This is a genomic window from Acinetobacter sp. BHS4, assembly GCF_018454425.1.
Lineage (GTDB): Bacteria > Pseudomonadota > Gammaproteobacteria > Pseudomonadales > Moraxellaceae > Acinetobacter > Acinetobacter pittii.
In genome coordinates this window covers 1,250,201-1,267,964 of sequence record NZ_CP075323.1, presented here as the reverse complement: position 1 = coordinate 1,267,964, position 17,764 = coordinate 1,250,201, and the positions used below count along the sequence as shown (strand labels likewise).

Below are 17,764 nucleotides of genomic sequence, written 5' to 3'. Positions count from 1 at the left end.
TCGCAGACAAGCTAGGAATTAATAAAAAGGATTCTTTGTCGAATGGTCGGATCGGTTTTCTAAATCTTCCGATTCGTCCATTGGTTTTGAAGGAGTGCCTGATGCACTACCTCCAGATGTTATTTGATGAAATGCCTCACTTGCAGCATCTTTAGACAACTCGGTAGCTAAAGGCGCATAAGGCAATAAAAACTGTATAAATTTGGACTGTTTCCAGTGCGGTGAACTTTCAACCCAAGGTCCTACACCCTGCATTGTAATTAGTACAACCAACAAGCCCTTTAAAGAACCAAAAGCACCACCTGCTAAACGATTTAATGGCCCCAATTTCAGACTTTTCAAGAGGCCATTTAAAAATGCAGAGACGATCCATGTTAAAACAATGATCAAAAGCGCTATAAATGCAAAAGCTGCAATTTTCTGAACAACTGGATCATGACTTAAACCCGACATAGACGGAGCAAGAAGGACAGCATATTTTGCACCCATAATTAATGCAATGACCCATCCTACCAAGTTCGCAAAGGCTTTAATAAATCCTTGTCGCAAACCGTTTAGCCCCCCAATGAGCAAAAGTATCAGAATAATGATATCAATTGTGTTCATATTCACTTAAGACATAGCTGCAACACATTGTTTCACTAAAATAGGACCTGTATAAATTAGCCCACTATAGATCTGTACTAATGTTGCTCCAGCTTGCTGTTTGACTGCTGCTTGGTCACCCGACAAAATTCCACCCACGCCAATTAACGGGATTTGTCCTTTTAATGTTTGGGCAAACAAACGTAAGCATTCTGTACTTTTTTCAAAAACAGGTGCGCCTGATAAACCGCCCGACTCATTACCATAAGGAAGATTTTCTACACCTTCTCTTGATAAGGTCGTATTAGTAACGATCAAGCCATCAATTTTAAACTGCACTAACTGCGCTGCAATAAACTCAACATCTTCAGCTGTTAAATCAGGTGCAACCTTTAGAACCAAAGGAACATAGTGATTATTTTGTTCAGCTAGCTCAAGTTGTCTTTCTTTTAAAGTTTGCAATAGTTCAGTTAATGCATCACCACTTTGTAAACTTCTTAAGTTCTTAGTATTTGGAGATGAAATATTAACGGTAATATAAGAAGCGTAGTTATATACTTTCTCAAGGCAAATCAGGTAGTCATCAACAGCTTTTTCTACAGGTGTATCAGCATTCTTACCAATATTAATGCCTAAAATTCCTTTAAACTTTGAAGCTTTTACATTTTCAATCAGCTTATCAACACCATCATTATTGAACCCCATACGGTTAATAATGGCTTGAGCTTCGGGAATACGGAATAAGCGCGGCTGCGGATTACCCGATTGAGGACGAGGTGTAATGGTTCCAATTTCAATAAAACCGAAACCTAACCCAGCTAAAGCATCAATGTGAGCACCATTTTTATCAAGACCGGCTGCCAAACCTACTGGATTTGGAAATTCAATTCCCATACAAGTCGTCGGTTTCGCTTCTACGCTCTGACGGAGTAAGCCGAACTTATGTGCTTTATCAAGCATAGATAATGTTAATTCATGGGCACGCTCTGGTGCTAAACTAAACAACATCGGGCGAGCAAGTGAATATAACATACCAATCACAATCTACTGATTTTAGGTAGGCATATTATAGGCACAGGGAGCACAAAACACCATGCTTAAGACCAGCATATTTTAATATGTTATTGAACCGTCGCTGTTAATTTAATCTGACCTTCACTTGAAACCATTTCCATTTTTTCAATACTTAAGCCCATTTGTGCCAGTTGGGTTAAAAAGTTAGCTAAAATTGCGTAATTCTGATGAGTAACAATAATTTGTAACTGCTCGCCATTTTGCTGAGAAGTAACCGTTAAACCTTGCTGTTGAGCTACACGTTGTATTTTTTCTGCCTGCCCCAGCTCAAGCTCACTCGCAGGTTTCATCGTGACTGCATTACTTTGCATCCACACCATTAAATCTTTTAAATCATTTAGGCGCTGTTGCTGCTGTTCAGCTAAGGAATGCATTTTCCAAAGTGAAGCTCCAATAATAGCTACTACAACAAAAATTGTAGTAAAGACCACCATGATACGTTCACGGACAGTCAAACGGTCTAAATATTGATTAACTTGTTCGATCCACTGATCAAAGCGGTTTTGCAATTGAGCTAACATTTTCATTATTGTATTTTCACCACCCCAATTGCCCCACCACCATCGGCTTGAACATTACCTAACTCCGCCTTAAATCCTTGCTGATTAAGCTGCTGTGTTAAAGCTTGCAAATCATCTGCCGATTTTGCTTTCAAGGCCATGGTTAGTGTAGAAGCATCATAATTTAATTGCTGAGCTAAAATTTGTCTTTGCATCAGAATAGGCCCAACACGACTCAATAAAGAAAGTGCTTGTGTATCGCCTTGTTTACTCATTCTTAAATGACTTTCAAATTGGCTTTTTATATTTTGTTCATTTACGCGACTAGAAGAACCAAACCAATATTTATATTGCTCAATTGTCTGCTCAGCTGTTTGATTTGCTACATTTCTTAATTTCACCCAACGCAACAAATCATAGCTAAACTGAACCACAATAATTGCTAAAACAATAACCGCACATGCTTTCCAGTACCCAGAAACCGTTTGCTCTTGACCTTTGGCTTTTGGTAAAACATTAAAAGGATGCTGTTTAGGTTTATCTAAGCCCTGAAACTGATAAAAAAATTCTGAACGTTGCTCAACACTAGAAGCTGCTTCTAAGCTTTCTAATTGTTCTGTCGTTAATCCACTATATTGATAGTTTGTTTCAACTGGCTGGAATTCCAAAAACAATCCCAAATCATCTAGTGAATTACCGACCCATTTACTTTCACGCGCCAGTAATTTTTGGTCAATATTACACAGGATAACTTGCTGTTCTTGTGGTTCCGGCAAAATCAAAAAGTCTGGCAACAAAGCAACCAGCTTGATTGGCAACAAATTCATCGCATGTTGCCATGTTTCCACAGTAGTTTTTGCAACACCCAATATTGTTAATTGATCAGCATGAAAATGATGAACTACTTTCATGTGATCAATAGGCAAAGTTACAAACTCTTCAAGCAAATATTTAACACCATCTGCTCCGAGTTGCTTGTAATGAGACTTTGCTATTTGTTGCTGGAATACCTGAGCATGACGACTAGGAAAAAAGACAGCAGCCTCTTTTCCTTGGTGCAATTGTAGGTCTTGTATTAATTGATCAAGGCTTTCAGCCTGCAACCAGTTTTCTCCGTTAGACCAATGCCATATTCCATTGGTTTCAGGCATCCATAAATACAGCATAATGGGCTAAATAACCTTTTTATTTATATTGTGGGTATAAAACTATTTTTTTGTGTTGATAAACCAGTTGCAATTACAGCCTGATCATAAATTCGAGCTTCAGCCAACGCAAATGGATTAAAGTTTTCATGGGTCAGCAGTTCAGCAATATGCCCTACTACATTCATATGACACACGACCACAATTGACTCATAAGGAATCTGAGACAACCACTCGACTGCCTCTTTGGCGTTATCATCTGGCTTAATTTTATCGCATAACAACACAGGCACATCTTTAAAATACGCTTGAATATGTGCCAATGTCTCTTGAGCACGTAACAAAGGACTAACTACAAAAATATCAGGCTTAACAATATCTTTTAAAAATGTTGCTGTCTGTTCTGCTTGAGCATGTCCACGAGCAGTAAGAGGGCGTTTAGTGTCGTTACCATTTACAGGTGGAGCGGCTTCCCCATGGCGAACCAATGTCAGTTGCATAAATTTTCCTTGTTAATAATTCCTGCATTATAACCACAATTTATGACATTTCTTCTTCAGACTTCGTGATGAGGTAAAACAAATTCAACATCACTACGGTGTCCGTTTTTCATAAGAGATAATGCAATATTTAAAGGAGGCGCCCCTTCGAAAATAACTTCATATAAAGCGTTAGTGATAGGCATATAAACATCTAGTTCTTCTGCTTTACCACGCACCTGAACAATTGTATTGATGCCTTCTGCTGTCTGCCCCAACTCTTTACTCGCCTGATCCAGCGTTTTACCCGAACCTAAAGCATAACCAATCTGATAATTACGGCTTAAAGGGCTATTACAAGTCGCGAATAAATCACCAACACCTGACAATCCCAAGAATGTAAGCGGATTTGCACCTTGTTTTACTGCAAAACGGCTCATCTCGGCCAAAGCACGCGTTAAAATCATACTCTTGGTGTTTTCACCAATTTTGTAAGCAGCACCAATTCCCATTGCAACCGCATAAATATTTTTAAGCGCACCACCTAACTCTACACCGTGCACATCATCGCTACCAAAAACACGGAATAGAGCACTATGCAGAGCATGTTGCACAGCATAACGAACTAATTCGGAGTCACTGGCAATCACGGTGCCGGACGGCATACCCGCCATAATTTCTTTTGCAAGGTTTGGACCTGATAGCACACCATAGGGAACTTCAGGTAATTCTTCACGAATAATATCGCTCATGAAGCTGAAAGTTTTAGCTTCAACGCCTTTGGTTAAAGACACAACCGCTTGTGCAGTAATATAAGGAGCGATTTGTTTTAAGACATCGCGGAATGAGTGACTTGGAATTGCGACTAAAATAATATCTCGGTCACATACAGCTTGTTCAAGATCAGACACAGCGCGTAATGATGACTCTAAAATAAAATCTGGCAAATAACGTTTATTAATGTGGGTTTTATTAATTTCCTCAGCTGTTTCGGCGTCACGAATCCAGATCATGGTATCGCAACCATTACGTGCAGCTAAATTTGCCATAGCCGTTCCAAAGCTTCCTCCCCCTAGAACGGTAATACGTAAAGCAGTTTTTTTATCAACCGCAACAGGTTCCACCAAATCTGTAAACTTAAATTCAGCCATCTTTTATTATCCTATTTCTTACTTCTACAGACGTTTAAGCCTGCCAAACTTTTACGAATTCTTTACTTTCAATATTTGCACGCGGTGCAATTACTTTAGCTGCTGTGCCGACGTAAATAATACCTGAAATTAAATCACGAGGTTGCAGACCTAAATGCTGTTTTAACCAATTTGATTCGACAACTGCACCACTACGCCACATGGTCGAAAAACCTTGAGCTTGTAGAGATAATAAAAGATTTTGTACTGCGGCACCCGTACTTAAGATTTGTTCGAAATGCGGCACTTTCGGATGATCTTGTAGTTGTGTAAGCGCTAAAATGAGTAATGGTGCGCGAAAAGGATGTTGTTTAACACGTTCGAGTTGAGCGGGATCAGTTTCACCTAAATCTGCTAGAGCCTTTGCTAAAACTTCACCAAAAGCACCACGTTGTTCGCCTGAAACAACTACAAAACGCGTTGGCTTAAGTCTATGATGATCTGGAGCAGTCAAAGCTGCTTGGAAAGCTAACTCTAATTGCTCTGTACTTGGAGCTGGCTCAACTAATTGGCCAATAGACTGACGCTGATGAATATTTTGGTGAATTATTTGTATTGCTGATTCCGTCATTAATATTGATCTAACTCAAAAATTCAAAATAGATTAGCATAATCTACCGTTAATCCACCATTGAATCTAGCTTATAAAATTAACGAACTCTTACTTTGACATTTTTTAATACAAAACATCAAAACTCATACAACGTCTTCAAAATCAACTAGAAAACTTATGTTCAAATAGCTATGTCTTTTAGCGATTAACTTTAGGTGCATTATGAAAAAAATAATTTTAGCAAGCGCAATGAGCGGTGTTGTTTTATTACTTGGTGCTTGCGCAACTACTCCTAAAAATACTTTGGCAGTTCAAAAAGAAAATAATCAGTTTGAAGTTACAGGTATTGGCAAAACCAATTTAATTGCGAAAAATAATGCAATTACTGCAGCTCAAAAAACTTGCTCAAAAAACACTACACCAGTCGTTGTAGATGAAAAAACAACATATAACGGTGTATTAAAAGATGTTGTAAGTGAAAAAACCGGTCAAATGGTTGAAGCAGCAGCAGGGGTTATTGGTACATTAACTGGTAAAAATGCATCTTTAGCAAAAGATGATGACTACCAAACAACGCTTACTTTCTATTGTAAAATTAATTAATAAAAAAAATCCCAATCATTTGATTGGGATTTTTTTTATTAGCAATAACCATCTAATCTGGTCAGTGGTAATTTTTTACCAATTGCTTTTTCAATTTCGGGTAAATAAAAGGCATCATCTTCAGATAAGAAACTAATACTTACCCCTTGTGAGCCAGCACGACCTGTACGACCAATACGGTGTACATAATCATCAGATTGTTCAGGCAATGTAAAGTTGATGACATGCGACACGCCATCCACATGAATACCACGACCAGCAACATCTGTCGCAATCATAATATTATGTTTACCTTGCTTAAATTGCTCTAACATTTTTAAACGTTTATCTTGAGCAATCTCACCTGAAAGCATACCAACTCTATATCCATCTTTCTTTAAATGATCATAAAGACGGCGGACTTGGTCACGTCGATTAGCAAAAATCATAACCTTATCGATTGGCTCTTCACGCAAGATATCTTGCAGTAAACGATATTTATCTTGTTTAGCTACAACATAAACACGTTGCTCTACATCGTTATTGGTCTTTTGTTCAGGCTCAATTTCAACAGTTACAGGTTCAAATAACCATTGTCTTGCCAAATTCAAGACGTCATAACTAAACGTCGCTGAGAACATGAGTGTCTGACGTTGTTCCTTACGGGGTGAATAACGAACAATACGTTTTACCGAAGGAATAAAGCCCATGTCTAATAAACGGTCAGCTTCATCAATGACTAAAAATTCAATTTGATCGAGCCAGACTTCTTTTTGTTCTACAAAATCGATTAAACGCCCTGGTGTGGCTACCATGATATCGACAAAATTAGCATCAAGTTGCTTCTTCTGCTTATCGAAATCAACACCACCCAATAGGGTCACTAAATGTAAATTAGAGAATTTTGTGAGAAATTTCGCATCACTTTCAATTTGCAATGCCAACTCACGAGTAGGCGCCAAGATTAAAGCACGAGGCTCGCCACGGAAGCGTTGCTCTTGAATCGGATTATTGAGTAAATCATTAATTACACTAATCAGAAAAGCAGCTGTCTTACCTGTTCCTGTTTGTGCTCGCCCAATTGCATCATGCCCGGCTAATGTATATTTTAAAACCTTTTGCTGAATTGGGGTCATTTGAGTAAACCCTAAAGCATCAATCGCCTTTTTAAGTTGCGGATGTAAATTCAAGGTTTCAAAACCAGATGTCATAAATACGCGCTCTAACAAACAATCTCTCGAATGAGAAGATCATTATAAACAAAAACGCCCCAATTCAAAAATTGGAGCGTCCATCATTCATCAAAAAGATGAATTATTCTTAGTCTAAAGGCTGAACGTTTTCAGCTTGAAAACCTTTTTGACCTTGTACAACGCTAAACTCTACGCGTTGACCATCACGTAGAGAACGGTGACCGTCACCTACGATTGCACGGAAGTGAACGAATACATCGTCGCCGCCGTTACGTTGAATAAAACCAAAGCCTTTAGTGTCATTAAACCACTTTACTACGCCTTGTTCACGAGCTGTCATAAGTCAATCCTCAGATGATGAAAAAAGGACCTTCCGGTGTTGCAAACAGCAGAGCAAACAAGGTTTTAAAATATTTATAATCTTAAAGCTTGTAATCATTCTGTAAAACTATCAACAATTTCCGGTTACATCCATTTGTTATAGGGTTATTAAATCAATTTGATTGTGTGGTAAATCCTAAAACGGTTCGAGCTTAACACGGGTTTATGACAATTAATAGAATTTTTTTCAAATATTTCCCCTATTTTTAGTTCTTTTTTTAAACAGCTTATTACAATATTTTTTACAGAAATTCCTGCATCTTCTTTCATAAAATATGCTGTATTTATTAAAAATTTGTTAGAATATTTTTTTTAGTTGTTTTGATGATGAATGAGCAATACTTCTTCTAATACAGCACCCATTGAAATTAATGCCCTTGGGCAACCCTGCCCAATGCCATTGTTAATGCTAAAACGTGAACTTAAAAAAGCGTCAGGCAAACAACAATTTTTATTAAAATCTTCAGATCCTCATAGTGAAATTGATGTAACTCGTTACTGTGGTTTACATCATTTTACGTGTCAAACTACACACATATCAGAAAGAGAATTTCACTATTTAATTGAAACTCAATAATTCTTTGCTAAACTAAAAGATTAGAAATTGCATAAAATTTTACATTTCTCTACCCAATTTTCCTTAATTATGAAGCTGATTCAAATTAAGATGAATTTATTGGTTATCCCATTCGATCCTATAAGGAGAACTCATGAGTGACAGCAGCAATCAATTGATGCCCCTGTCATTGTCTGCGCCCGGTGTAAACCTTGGTGCATATATCAGTACTGTCAATCAGATTCCTATTTTAACGGCCGAGCAAGAAAAAGAACTTGCTGAACGTTATTATTATGACCAAGATCTTGATGCCGCAAAAATGCTGGTAATGTCGCATTTACGTTTTGTCGTTCATATTGCGCGCAGCTATGCAGGTTATGGCCTACCACAAGGCGACCTTATTCAAGAAGGTAATTTAGGCTTAATGAAAGCCGTGAAACGTTTCGACCCAAATATGGGCGTACGTTTAGTATCTTTTGCCGTCCATTGGATTAAGGCAGAAATTCATGAATACGTTATTCGCAACTGGCGTATTGTCAAAATTGCAACGACAAAAGCTCAGCGTAAATTATTTTTCAATTTACGTAGTTTAAAGAAATCGAGTAAAAAGTTAACGCTCGAAGAAGCTCAATCGATTGCGAATGACTTAAATGTAACTCCAGAACAAGTTCTGGAAATGGAAGGTCGTTTAACTGCTTATGATGCTGCTTTTGAAGCACAAGGCGATGACGACGATGATACTCCACACACAGCGCCTGCGTTGTATCTTGAAGATAACCGCTACGACCCTGCCCGTTTAGTCGAGAACGAAGACTGGGAAGAGCAAAGTACTTCAGCCTTGCATGATGCAATGGACCAGTTAGATGACCGTTCGCGTAATATTTTACAACGCCGCTGGTTAGATGATGACAAATCTACTCTTCACGAGTTAGCAGCTGAATATAATGTTTCGGCAGAACGTATTCGTCAGCTTGAAAAAAATGCGATGGAAAAGATTAAAACTGCCATGTCAGCAAGTTAAAATAAATGAAAAAAATAAAAGGGCGAATCGCCCTTTTGTTTTATCTGGCTATGTTTAGCCAACCCAATCTATGTTAACGTTGCCTTTCATTATTCAGTTGCGTTTTTTGTTATGTGGATCGCCATTTCAGCCCTTAATCTTGCTTTTGCAGTCATGTTGGGTGCTTTTGGAGCACATGGTCTTAAAGCTCACGCGGGTCCTGAGCAACTTGCTTGGTGGCAGACTGCAACCGACTACTTTTTTTATCATGCGCTTGGCCTATTAGCTCTTGGTATTTTAAGTAAGGTTCTTCCTCATTTCCCAATCAAGTTATCTTTCTTGCTTATCCAAATTGGTATTCTATTCTTTTGTGGTTCGCTTTACATCATGGCGCTAGGTTTACCACGAATATTAGGCGCAATTACGCCAATCGGTGGAGCCTTAATGATTGCGGGATGGCTAGTCTTGGCTTGGAATGCTTTCAAATACGCAAAATAATCGGAATGTGATCATGCAAATTTATTTAAATGGCGAATTAACGGACACGCCTAGCCAAAACCTGTTGCAACTCATTCAGGAGTTGGCACTTGAAGGAAAACGTTTTGCTGTTGAGCACAATCAGCAAATCGTTTCTAAAAGCAAATTAGAGCAAATTTCTATTGCTCAACATGACCGTATCGAAATTATTCACGCTGTTGGCGGCGGCTAAGTCGGAGTTATCCATGCAAGACACCCCTCTCATTATTGGTTCACGTTCTTTTCAATCTCGTTTATTGGTTGGAACTGGCAAATATAAAGACTTAAATGAAACGGATTTAGCTATTCAAGCCAGTGGTGCAGAAATCGTAACCGTCGCAATCCGCCGTGTAAATATTGGACAAAATCCAGATCAACCGAATTTACTTTCGGTCATCCCACCAGAGAAATATACAATTTTGCCAAATACCGCAGGTTGTTTTGATGCTGACAGCGCAGTACGCACGTGTATGCTAGCGCGTGAGTTACTCGATGGTCATAACCTAGTAAAACTTGAAGTATTGGGTGATGAAAAAACCTTATATCCAAATGTAACCGAGACTTTAAAAGCCGCGCGCACTTTGATTGATGACGGTTTTGAGATTATGGTCTATACCTCTGACGACCCAATCATTGCTCAAGAACTTGAAAGTATGGGCTGTGTTGCGATTATGCCTTTAGGTAGTCTAATTGGTTCAGGTTTAGGTATTTTAAATCCACATACCATTTCAATTATTAAAGAAAATGCGAAAGTTCCAGTTTTAGTCGATGCAGGCGTTGGTACAGCAAGTGATGCTGCTATTGCGATGGAACTTGGTTGTGATGGTGTATTGATGAATACAGCAATTGCAGCTGCTCAAAACCCTATTTTGATGGCTTCCGCAATGAAAAAAGCTGTTGAAGCAGGACGTGAAGCATTTTTAGCAGGTCGTATGCCACGTAAACGCATGGCAAATGCAAGCTCGCCAGAAACAGGTTATTTCTTTAAATAATTTATTTCCAAGGAATCACTGCTTTTTCCAGTGATTCCTCTCCCGTCATATAACCATTTTACGTTTTAAAAATATATCGCTTTATTCTAATATGCTTAGGCTATTCCAATATTCGTCTTAAATTATCCTTGGTGTTTAACTCAAAATTCTTTTGGAAATATACAGTTTGGTAAAGTGGCTCAGACTGATAAAAATGTATTAAAACTTGTTTTCTCTTAATTGAATATACTTCTGGATCAACCCAAGAATACTCCCGCTGAATTTGCTGTTCATACTGGATAAAACGTTCAGGCGTTGCTGCCAAAATAGCTAAATCAATATCCAACAAAAATTGCAAATCTATTTCATCGGTTAATCCATGCTTTTGAGTCGCAAGTATCCAACGCTTTATTTTCTCTAGAGTATCGAACGATAAATCTTGTGCCATCAATTGTTCAAATAACTCAGCACTCTTAAGTTCATTGTCTTTAGCTTCTGGATCATAGACCGCATCATGAAACCAGAGAGCCAATGCAACAGCATACGGATCATTTAATTCGTATTGAACCGCCTCCATTAAACTCAAACATTCATATAAATGTTGGATGGTATGGTAGGCTCGCTGCTTTTCACTATAAGCCGCAATAAGTTCATCATAGATTTTCTGCGGTTCAGAAAAATCATAATGCTGATGCAGCTCAAACCAAACATGCTTTAGTTTTGATAAATAAAGCTGCATCATCAATTAACCACGCTTAAGATTATTGCTCATCACGTTTAAACACCAACTCTTTTGCCGATGAGTTATCAGCATCAAAGTAATAACCCTCGGTATTAAACGCTTTGATGTCTTCAGCTTTATTTAATTGGTTTTCAATCATAAAACGAGCCATTAAACCGCGTGCTTTTTTCGCATAGAAACTAATGACTTTATATTTGCCATTTTTCTGGTCAAGGAAAACAGGCTTTACAATTTCAGCCTTAATTTTCTTTTCATTGACAGACTTGTAATATTCATCTGAAGCTAGATTTACCACCAATTCAGATTTAATTGTCGCCAAGTCTTCATTAATTTGGTTAGTGATGATATCACCCCAGAATTCATACAAATTATGACCACGCGTATTTTTTAATTTAGTGCCCATCTCAAGACGATAAGGCATCATTAAATCTAAAGGACGCAATAAACCATATAAACCAGAAAGCATACGCAAATGCTGCTGTGCAAAATCAATATCTTTGTCTTTTAAATGATAAGCATCTAAACCGGTGTAAACATCCCCTTTAAATGCATAGATTGCTTGGCGAGCATTTGAGAAATTAAATTCTGGATTCCAATCTCTAAATCGATCTGCATTTAGTGTGGCAATTTTTTCACTGACACTCATTAAACTCGCAATTTCCGAAGCAGAAAGTTTGCGACAAACATCAATTAATTGTGCTGAGTTTTCTAACAAGCGAGGCTCAGTAAACTCATCTGTGGGTAACGCTGTTTCATAATCTAAAGTTTTTGCAGGAGAAATTAAAGCAAGCATAGACAACCTGAAAAAATTATTCTTAATACCAACTATAACAGTAGATATTTTTTAATGCTAACTCGTGTTTTCAATGACGACTATCGGTAAAATAGCACTACGTATTGTTATTTAGCGGTTCTTATATGTCTGAGCAAACTTTCATCCAGGGTCCAGTAGGTAAAATTGAACTTTTCGTTGACCGCCCTGAAGGTGAAATCAAAGGCTTTGCGGTTGTTTGTCATCCGCACCCATTGCAAGGTGGAACCCCTCAACATAAAGTCCCTGCCCTTTTAACCCAAATCTTTAATGAATATGGTTGCATTGTTTACCGCCCAAGTTTCCGCGGCCTAGGTGGCAGTGAAGGCATTCATGATGAAGGCCATGGTGAAACTGAAGATATCTTAGCTGTCATTGAACATGTTCGTAAGCTTCATGAAGGCCTACCATTTTATGCAGGCGGTTTTAGCTTTGGCTCACATGTTTTAGCAAAATGCTTTGCACAGCTTGCACCTGAATTACGACCTGTACAGTTAATTTTATGTGGTTTACCAACAGCTACTGTAGTAGGTTTACGTCACTATAAAACTCCTGAAATTCAAGGTGATATTCTACTCATTCATGGTGAGCAAGATGACATTACTTTACTTTCAGATGCAATTGCGTGGGCAAAACCGCAGAAGCATCCAATTACGATTCTGCCGGGTGCTAACCACTTCTTTACAGGCTATTTAAAGCAGCTTCGCCAAATCATTACACGTTTTATTATCATGAAATAAACGGTAATTTGATGGGCATAACTTGAGAGTATGCCCATCATTTTATAAGCCGTGTCATTATTGAAAATTATTCCAGCTTAACCCAAAACGTGCCAAATATTTTTTCACTCGGTCACTATCGTTCGTTGTATTACGCTGTTGACGAGATACTGAAAAGAGTTGTCTTCCCGCCTCTGCCATGGATTTTGAATTTTCGCAGATTTTGAGCACACCTCGTAATTGAATCTGATCAAATTCATCTATTTGTTCTAGCTGCTCAGGACTTAAATAGTTCAATAAAATATCTGTATTTTTATCATTGTAAGATTCATCCTGAATAAGCCAAAGCTGCTTTAGACGTTGAATTTCTTTTTCTACAGCTTCACGGCGAATTAACTCACCTTGCGATAAAGTTGCCAAACGAGTTACGCTCGCTGCTAAATCTCTAAAATTTCCTTGCCATGATGCATCTACTGATTTAGCAAATTTCAAATACATTTCTAAAGCATCGCGTTGAAAACGCAATTGTCTTTGATGAATTGCAGCAAAACGCTGTAGCTCAAAATCAATATTGGGTGCAATATCTTCTACACGGTCTTTTAAATTGGGTAAAAAGAACGTCCACGTATTCAAACGAGCCCATAAATCTTCACGAAAACGGCCAGCTTGAACTTCATTACGTAAATCACGGTTAGTACCCGCTATTAGCTGAAAATCAGCCTGAATTTCTTTATCACTCCCAACAGGAAAAAAGCTTTTATCTTCTAGTGCTTTTAGCAGCATTGCTTGTTCATCAAGCCCTAACTCACCAATTTCATCTAAAAATAAAATGCCTTGGTCAGCACTTTTTAATAAACCAGCGCGAGATGCAGCTGCTCCTGTAAATGCACCTTTTATGTGACCGAATAAGGTCGACATAGCACTATCACCACGTAAGGTTGCACAGTTAACATCAATAAAACGACCATTTAATTGAAATTTATCTTTCTTTAATTGAAAAATCTGTTTTGCCAAATGAGACTTACCAACACCTGTTGCACCCATAATCAAAATAGGCGCACTAGAGCGAGTTGCAACTAATTCAACTTCCTCAATAAGTTGATTAAACGCTTTATTATGAGTAGAAATATTGGCTTTAAGTTGTTGCCAATTTTGCTTTTGCTCATCATCGAAGCGCTGTTTTAAAACATCGTATCGAGACAAGTCTAAATCAATAATTCTATATTCACCTTCTGAGGTCTTTTGCTGATTAGGTGAACTTTGGATAAGTTGAGCTGGTAAGTAATGCGCATCTATCAATAAATACCAACAAATTTGAGCAACATGCGTTCCCGTTGTGATATGCAATAAATAGTTATTTTTTTCGACATCAAACGGATAGGTTTTTACAAAGTCATAGAGTGCACCATAAACTTCAGCAAAATCCCAAGGATCTTTAATACTTACCTTATGTCCAGAAACCTCAGTTTGTGGAGAGATCTCTTTAGCATCTGCTGCTATAGATTTAACTAAATTATGATGTTGTCGATCATGTAACAGCACCAACTCATCTACAAGCAAATCTTCATGCATTAACAGGCTAATCGTAGGACGCCAACGTTGCCATCGATCTGGCTTTCTCCCCTGATCAAGTGTAGAACCGACAAAGCCAATAACGACTGTTTTCTTTGCATCCTTCATAATTTCTATAAAATTTTATAAGTGTCTATAATATACAATACGCATTTGACCAAACAATTCCAAGAATATGCTTCATTTTACTTTTTTAGGCACATCTTCGGGTGTACCAACCCTGACACGTAATGTTTCAGGATTAGCAGTTCGTAACACCAAAAATAAGGACTGGATTTTAATTGATGCTGGCGAAGGTACACAGCACCGCATTCAACAAGCTAAACTTTCACTACAAAATCTAGTTGCCATTTGTATTACACATGTTCACGGCGATCATTGTTATGGTCTAGTTGGTTTATTGGCAAGTGCAGGCATGAATGCCCGTAGCAAACCCTTAATCGTGATTGCACCGAAAGAAATTCAGCAATGGTTTGAAATCACTGCCCAGCTTACAGGTTTATATTTGCCCTATTCCCTTCAATTTATTGATGTAAATGAAGCAACGCAGCCACAACAAATCACTGATGCATTCATTGTTCAAGCACACCCTCTAAGCCATCGTGTTCCAAGTTTTGCTTTTAGCATTTATATCAAATCTATTCAGAAGAAGTTAGATACCCAAGCTCTAACTCAGTTAGGCGTACCTCAAGGCGATATGTGGGGTCATTTAAAACGAGGCTACGATGTTGACTTTGAGGGGCAAACTTTAAAAGCCCAAGACTTTATCAAAGTTCAAAATCAACAAGTTCATGCAATTATAGGTGGCGATAATGACCAACCTGAACTATTAGCAAACGCTTGCAAAGATGCCCAACTCCTTATTCATGAGTCCACATACTTGCAAACGGTTTTAGATAAAGTCGGCAAAGGTCCAATGCATAGCTCAGCAAAAATGGTGGCTGAATTTGCAGAACAGCAATCTTTATGTAATTTAATTCTGACGCACTTTAGCCCCCGACATCAAGATAGAGCTGGGCAGCAAGCTATTACTGAAGAAGTTCGCCAGTTTTATAAAGGTCATTTTTATTTAGCCAATGATTTTGATGAATTTACTTTAAATGAAGCTGGGCAGCTTTTAAAAGTCGATAAAAATCATAAACCCCATTAAGCCAATATATCCAAAAATATATTTAAATATATTTTTGGATATATTTTTAATATTAAAAACTGCCAACAAAATTCATCCCATATAAAATAAAATCATTTTTATTCATTATTTTCAATAATTTATAATTAAATTAAATGTTTTTAAAAAAGTTGGCACACTCAGTGCAATAGTACAAAGCACACAACATCATTGGGATCTTGTGAATAACACCTGCCTGCAAACGCTTGGCAGGCAGGCTTTGAAAGGAAAAGAAAATGTCTGTCATTGAAGAAATTAACCAACAAGCTCAATTTGAACAAAAGCAGCAAGAACGTTCTTATCAAGTTCTGCAGAATGAAAAAAGTATGCCAGTCAAAATGTGGACTAAAGGCGTGCTTGTTGATGACAACTCAAAACAACAATTATTACAAACAGCTCAAATGCCTTTTATTTATAAATGGATGGCTGTAATGCCAGATGTACACTTCGGTTTAGGAGCAACTATTGGTAGCGTGATTCCAACTAAAGGGGCAATTATTCCTGCTGCTGTGGGTGTAGATATTGGGTGTGGAATGATGGCAACCCGTACAAGCTTAACTGCTTCAGATTTACCAGATAACTTACATGCTCTACGTAGTGAACTTGAACGATTAATTCCACATGGAATGACTAAGCGCGGACGTGATCGTGGTTCATGGGAAACTCCACCAGAAATGGTAGATCAAGCTTGGGCCGATCTTGTTGCAGATTTTGAATACATTTGTGCAAAACATCCACGCTTAAAAAACACCAATAACCGCAAACATTTGGGAACTTTAGGTACTGGAAACCACTTTGTCGAAATCTGTTTAGATGAGCATGATCATGTTTGGATTATGTTGCACTCAGGTTCTCGTGGTGTAGGAAATGCTATCGGTAATCATTTTATCGAACTTGCCCGTAAAGACATGCAGAAGCATTTCATTAATTTGCCAAATAAAGATTTAGCATACCTAGTAGAAGGAACTGAACACTTTGATGATTATTGGTTTGCGGTAGGTTGGGCTCAACGCTTTGCGATGAAGAACCGAGAAATCATGATGCAATCTGCGATTAAAGCCTTGGCTACTATTGTACCAAAGCCTTTTCAGGCACGTTTGGAAGCCGTGAACTGTCATCATAACTATGTGGAAAAGGAAGAACATTACGGTGAAGAAGTAATGGTCACTCGTAAAGGTGCAGTCCGTGCGCGTCTAGGTGAATACGGAATTATTCCAGGTTCAATGGGTGCGAAGTCATTTATTGTCCGTGGACTTGGAAATCAGGAATCTTTCTGTTCATGTTCGCATGGTGCAGGTCGTGTTATGAGCCGTACTGAAGCAAAACGACGTTTTACCGTAGAAGATCAGATTGCACAAACTGAAGGTGTAGAATGCCGTAAAGATGCAGCAGTTATTGATGAAATTCCATCGGCATATAAACCGATTGAAGATGTAATGAAAGCACAAAGCGACTTGGTTGAAGTGGTTTATACATTAAGACAAGTGGTGTGTGTTAAGGGTTAATGCTATGCAAAATATAGATATAGAAAAATTCAATCACATTTTAGAAGGGATATGTATAACAGCAAATGCTTTAGATCCAGCATTTCAACCACAATTTGACTGTTATATAGAACTATTAAATTTCAATGAAAATATGCCAATTTATGAGAACTTCAAGCAATTCTTTACTTCTAACTCCATTTGGAGAAGCATGAAGAAAATGTGTGACGATCCACAATTTTTAGACTGGCAATTTCAAATGAAAAGTATAGGAACACCCACGGAAACAATAGATTACTTTTTTCGTAAAAATCTATTTTCTACGTTAAGTGATAAGCAATTCACGGTAATTGCAGTTTATTTAAAATCATATATTGAAGGTCTAATCGGAGAATTAAAAGATTCCCAACAGGGCTATATAAGGCCACCAAATAAATACCTTCCAAAGTATCTCCAACATTGGCAGCATTTTTACCTCCAAGGTAAAGATGCAGAAATTCTCGTTACTTTTGAAGCCAACACTTAAAACTGATACGGGTAAAT

The 17,764-nt window shown here is 37.9% G+C and carries 22 protein-coding genes; 10 read left to right on the top strand and 12 right to left on the bottom strand.

Translation table 11 applies throughout. The features are described 5' to 3' along the window. Nucleotides 1-18: 18 nt before the first annotated feature. The 7 genes from KIP84_RS06025 to KIP84_RS05995 form a co-directional block, all read right to left on the bottom strand. Nucleotides 19-606 (bottom strand): CvpA family protein, encoded by a 588-nt coding sequence (locus KIP84_RS06025; protein ID WP_002115251.1) that lies wholly within the window; start codon nt 604-606, stop codon nt 19-21. Between the two features lie 6 nt (nt 607-612). Continuing rightward, nucleotides 613-1,617, bottom strand: coding sequence for a quinone-dependent dihydroorotate dehydrogenase (locus KIP84_RS06020; RefSeq protein ID WP_032055514.1), 1,005 nt, complete (start codon nt 1,615-1,617; stop codon nt 613-615). 89 nt (nt 1,618-1,706) lie between these two features. Continuing rightward, entirely contained in the window at nt 1,707-2,186 is a 480-nt protein-coding gene (gene gspM, locus KIP84_RS06015; protein ID WP_005073507.1) for a type II secretion system protein GspM, read from the bottom strand. After that, nucleotides 2,186-3,325 (bottom strand): type II secretion system protein GspL, encoded by a 1,140-nt coding sequence (gene gspL / locus KIP84_RS06010; protein ID WP_063099209.1) that lies wholly within the window; start codon nt 3,323-3,325, stop codon nt 2,186-2,188. The genes gspM and gspL overlap by 1 nt, the downstream gene beginning before the upstream one ends. A gap of 23 nt (nt 3,326-3,348) precedes the next feature. After that, entirely contained in the window at nt 3,349-3,804 is a 456-nt protein-coding gene (locus KIP84_RS06005) for a phosphoglycerate mutase family protein (RefSeq protein WP_005068324.1), read from the bottom strand. A 56-nt stretch (nt 3,805-3,860) separates the two neighbouring features. Then, complete coding sequence (locus KIP84_RS06000) at nt 3,861-4,934, bottom strand: NAD(P)H-dependent glycerol-3-phosphate dehydrogenase (RefSeq protein ID WP_002115297.1); 1,074 nt, start codon at nt 4,932-4,934, stop codon at nt 3,861-3,863. Nucleotides 4,935-4,968: 34 nt separating this feature from the next. Then, complete coding sequence (locus tag KIP84_RS05995; RefSeq protein ID WP_069036106.1) at nt 4,969-5,544, bottom strand: nitroreductase; 576 nt, start codon at nt 5,542-5,544, stop codon at nt 4,969-4,971. A gap of 204 nt (nt 5,545-5,748) precedes the next feature. Here KIP84_RS05995 and KIP84_RS05990 point away from each other — a divergent pair, with 204 nt between their 5' ends. Then, entirely contained in the window at nt 5,749-6,129 is a 381-nt protein-coding gene (locus tag KIP84_RS05990; RefSeq protein WP_005073503.1) for a hypothetical protein, read from the top strand. Nucleotides 6,130-6,167: 38 nt separating this feature from the next. Here the strand turns inward: KIP84_RS05990 and rhlB are convergent, their stop codons facing one another. Together rhlB and KIP84_RS05980 are read right to left on the bottom strand one after the other, a co-directional pair. Then, a complete protein-coding gene (gene rhlB, locus KIP84_RS05985) occupies nt 6,168-7,319 on the bottom strand; it encodes an ATP-dependent RNA helicase RhlB (protein ID WP_002115257.1) in 1,152 nt (383 codons plus the stop codon). Between the two features lie 109 nt (nt 7,320-7,428). Beyond that, complete coding sequence (locus tag KIP84_RS05980) at nt 7,429-7,641, bottom strand: cold-shock protein (RefSeq protein WP_000126912.1); 213 nt, start codon at nt 7,639-7,641, stop codon at nt 7,429-7,431. 372 nt (nt 7,642-8,013) lie between these two features. Here KIP84_RS05980 and KIP84_RS05975 point away from each other — a divergent pair, with 372 nt between their 5' ends. The 5 genes from KIP84_RS05975 (at nt 8,014) to KIP84_RS05955 (ending at nt 10,746) form a co-directional block, all read left to right on the top strand. Continuing rightward, the gene (locus KIP84_RS05975; protein ID WP_005068314.1) at nt 8,014-8,259 is read left to right on the top strand and encodes a sulfurtransferase TusA family protein; all 246 of its coding nucleotides are present in this window, start codon (nt 8,014-8,016) and stop codon (nt 8,257-8,259) included. 133 nt (nt 8,260-8,392) lie between these two features. Continuing rightward, the gene (rpoH, locus tag KIP84_RS05970; RefSeq protein ID WP_002115267.1) at nt 8,393-9,259 is read left to right on the top strand and encodes an RNA polymerase sigma factor RpoH; all 867 of its coding nucleotides are present in this window, start codon (nt 8,393-8,395) and stop codon (nt 9,257-9,259) included. 111 nt (nt 9,260-9,370) lie between these two features. After that, nucleotides 9,371-9,736, top strand: a complete 366-nt coding sequence (locus tag KIP84_RS05965) for a DUF423 domain-containing protein (RefSeq protein ID WP_002115263.1) — start codon at nt 9,371-9,373, stop codon at nt 9,734-9,736. Nucleotides 9,737-9,749: 13 nt separating this feature from the next. Continuing rightward, the gene (thiS, locus tag KIP84_RS05960) at nt 9,750-9,947 is read left to right on the top strand and encodes a sulfur carrier protein ThiS (RefSeq protein ID WP_002115323.1); all 198 of its coding nucleotides are present in this window, start codon (nt 9,750-9,752) and stop codon (nt 9,945-9,947) included. 13 nt (nt 9,948-9,960) lie between these two features. Next, nucleotides 9,961-10,746 carry a thiazole synthase gene (locus KIP84_RS05955; protein ID WP_001154366.1) on the top strand — a complete coding sequence of 262 codons (786 nt, stop codon included), beginning with the start codon at nt 9,961-9,963 and terminating at the stop codon, nt 10,744-10,746. Nucleotides 10,747-10,846: 100 nt separating this feature from the next. Here the strand turns inward: KIP84_RS05955 and KIP84_RS05950 are convergent, their stop codons facing one another. Both KIP84_RS05950 and yaaA read right to left on the bottom strand, forming a co-directional pair. Continuing rightward, entirely contained in the window at nt 10,847-11,470 is a 624-nt protein-coding gene (locus tag KIP84_RS05950) for a metal-dependent hydrolase (protein WP_213689511.1), read from the bottom strand. A 16-nt stretch (nt 11,471-11,486) separates the two neighbouring features. Beyond that, nucleotides 11,487-12,260, bottom strand: a complete 774-nt coding sequence (gene yaaA / locus KIP84_RS05945) for a peroxide stress protein YaaA (protein ID WP_199112944.1) — start codon at nt 12,258-12,260, stop codon at nt 11,487-11,489. A 125-nt stretch (nt 12,261-12,385) separates the two neighbouring features. Here yaaA and KIP84_RS05940 point away from each other — a divergent pair, with 125 nt between their 5' ends. Next, nucleotides 12,386-13,018, top strand: a complete 633-nt coding sequence (locus KIP84_RS05940) for a hydrolase (protein ID WP_017386507.1) — start codon at nt 12,386-12,388, stop codon at nt 13,016-13,018. Nucleotides 13,019-13,075: 57 nt separating this feature from the next. On the opposite strand, the gene rtcR is transcribed toward KIP84_RS05940, so the two are convergent. Then, the gene (gene rtcR, locus KIP84_RS05935) at nt 13,076-14,677 is read right to left on the bottom strand and encodes an RNA repair transcriptional activator RtcR (RefSeq protein ID WP_104074919.1); all 1,602 of its coding nucleotides are present in this window, start codon (nt 14,675-14,677) and stop codon (nt 13,076-13,078) included. Nucleotides 14,678-14,744: 67 nt separating this feature from the next. Here rtcR and KIP84_RS05930 point away from each other — a divergent pair, with 67 nt between their 5' ends. The 3 genes from KIP84_RS05930 to KIP84_RS05920 all read left to right on the top strand — a co-directional run bounded on the left by KIP84_RS05930 (nt 14,745) and on the right by KIP84_RS05920 (nt 17,747). Beyond that, nucleotides 14,745-15,719 carry a ribonuclease Z gene (locus KIP84_RS05930; protein WP_213689510.1) on the top strand — a complete coding sequence of 325 codons (975 nt, stop codon included), beginning with the start codon at nt 14,745-14,747 and terminating at the stop codon, nt 15,717-15,719. Between the two features lie 254 nt (nt 15,720-15,973). Beyond that, nucleotides 15,974-17,242 carry an RtcB family protein gene (locus KIP84_RS05925; RefSeq protein ID WP_213689509.1) on the top strand — a complete coding sequence of 423 codons (1,269 nt, stop codon included), beginning with the start codon at nt 15,974-15,976 and terminating at the stop codon, nt 17,240-17,242. A gap of 4 nt (nt 17,243-17,246) precedes the next feature. Beyond that, entirely contained in the window at nt 17,247-17,747 is a 501-nt protein-coding gene (locus KIP84_RS05920; protein WP_213689508.1) for a hypothetical protein, read from the top strand. Nucleotides 17,748-17,764: the final 17 nt, after the last annotated feature.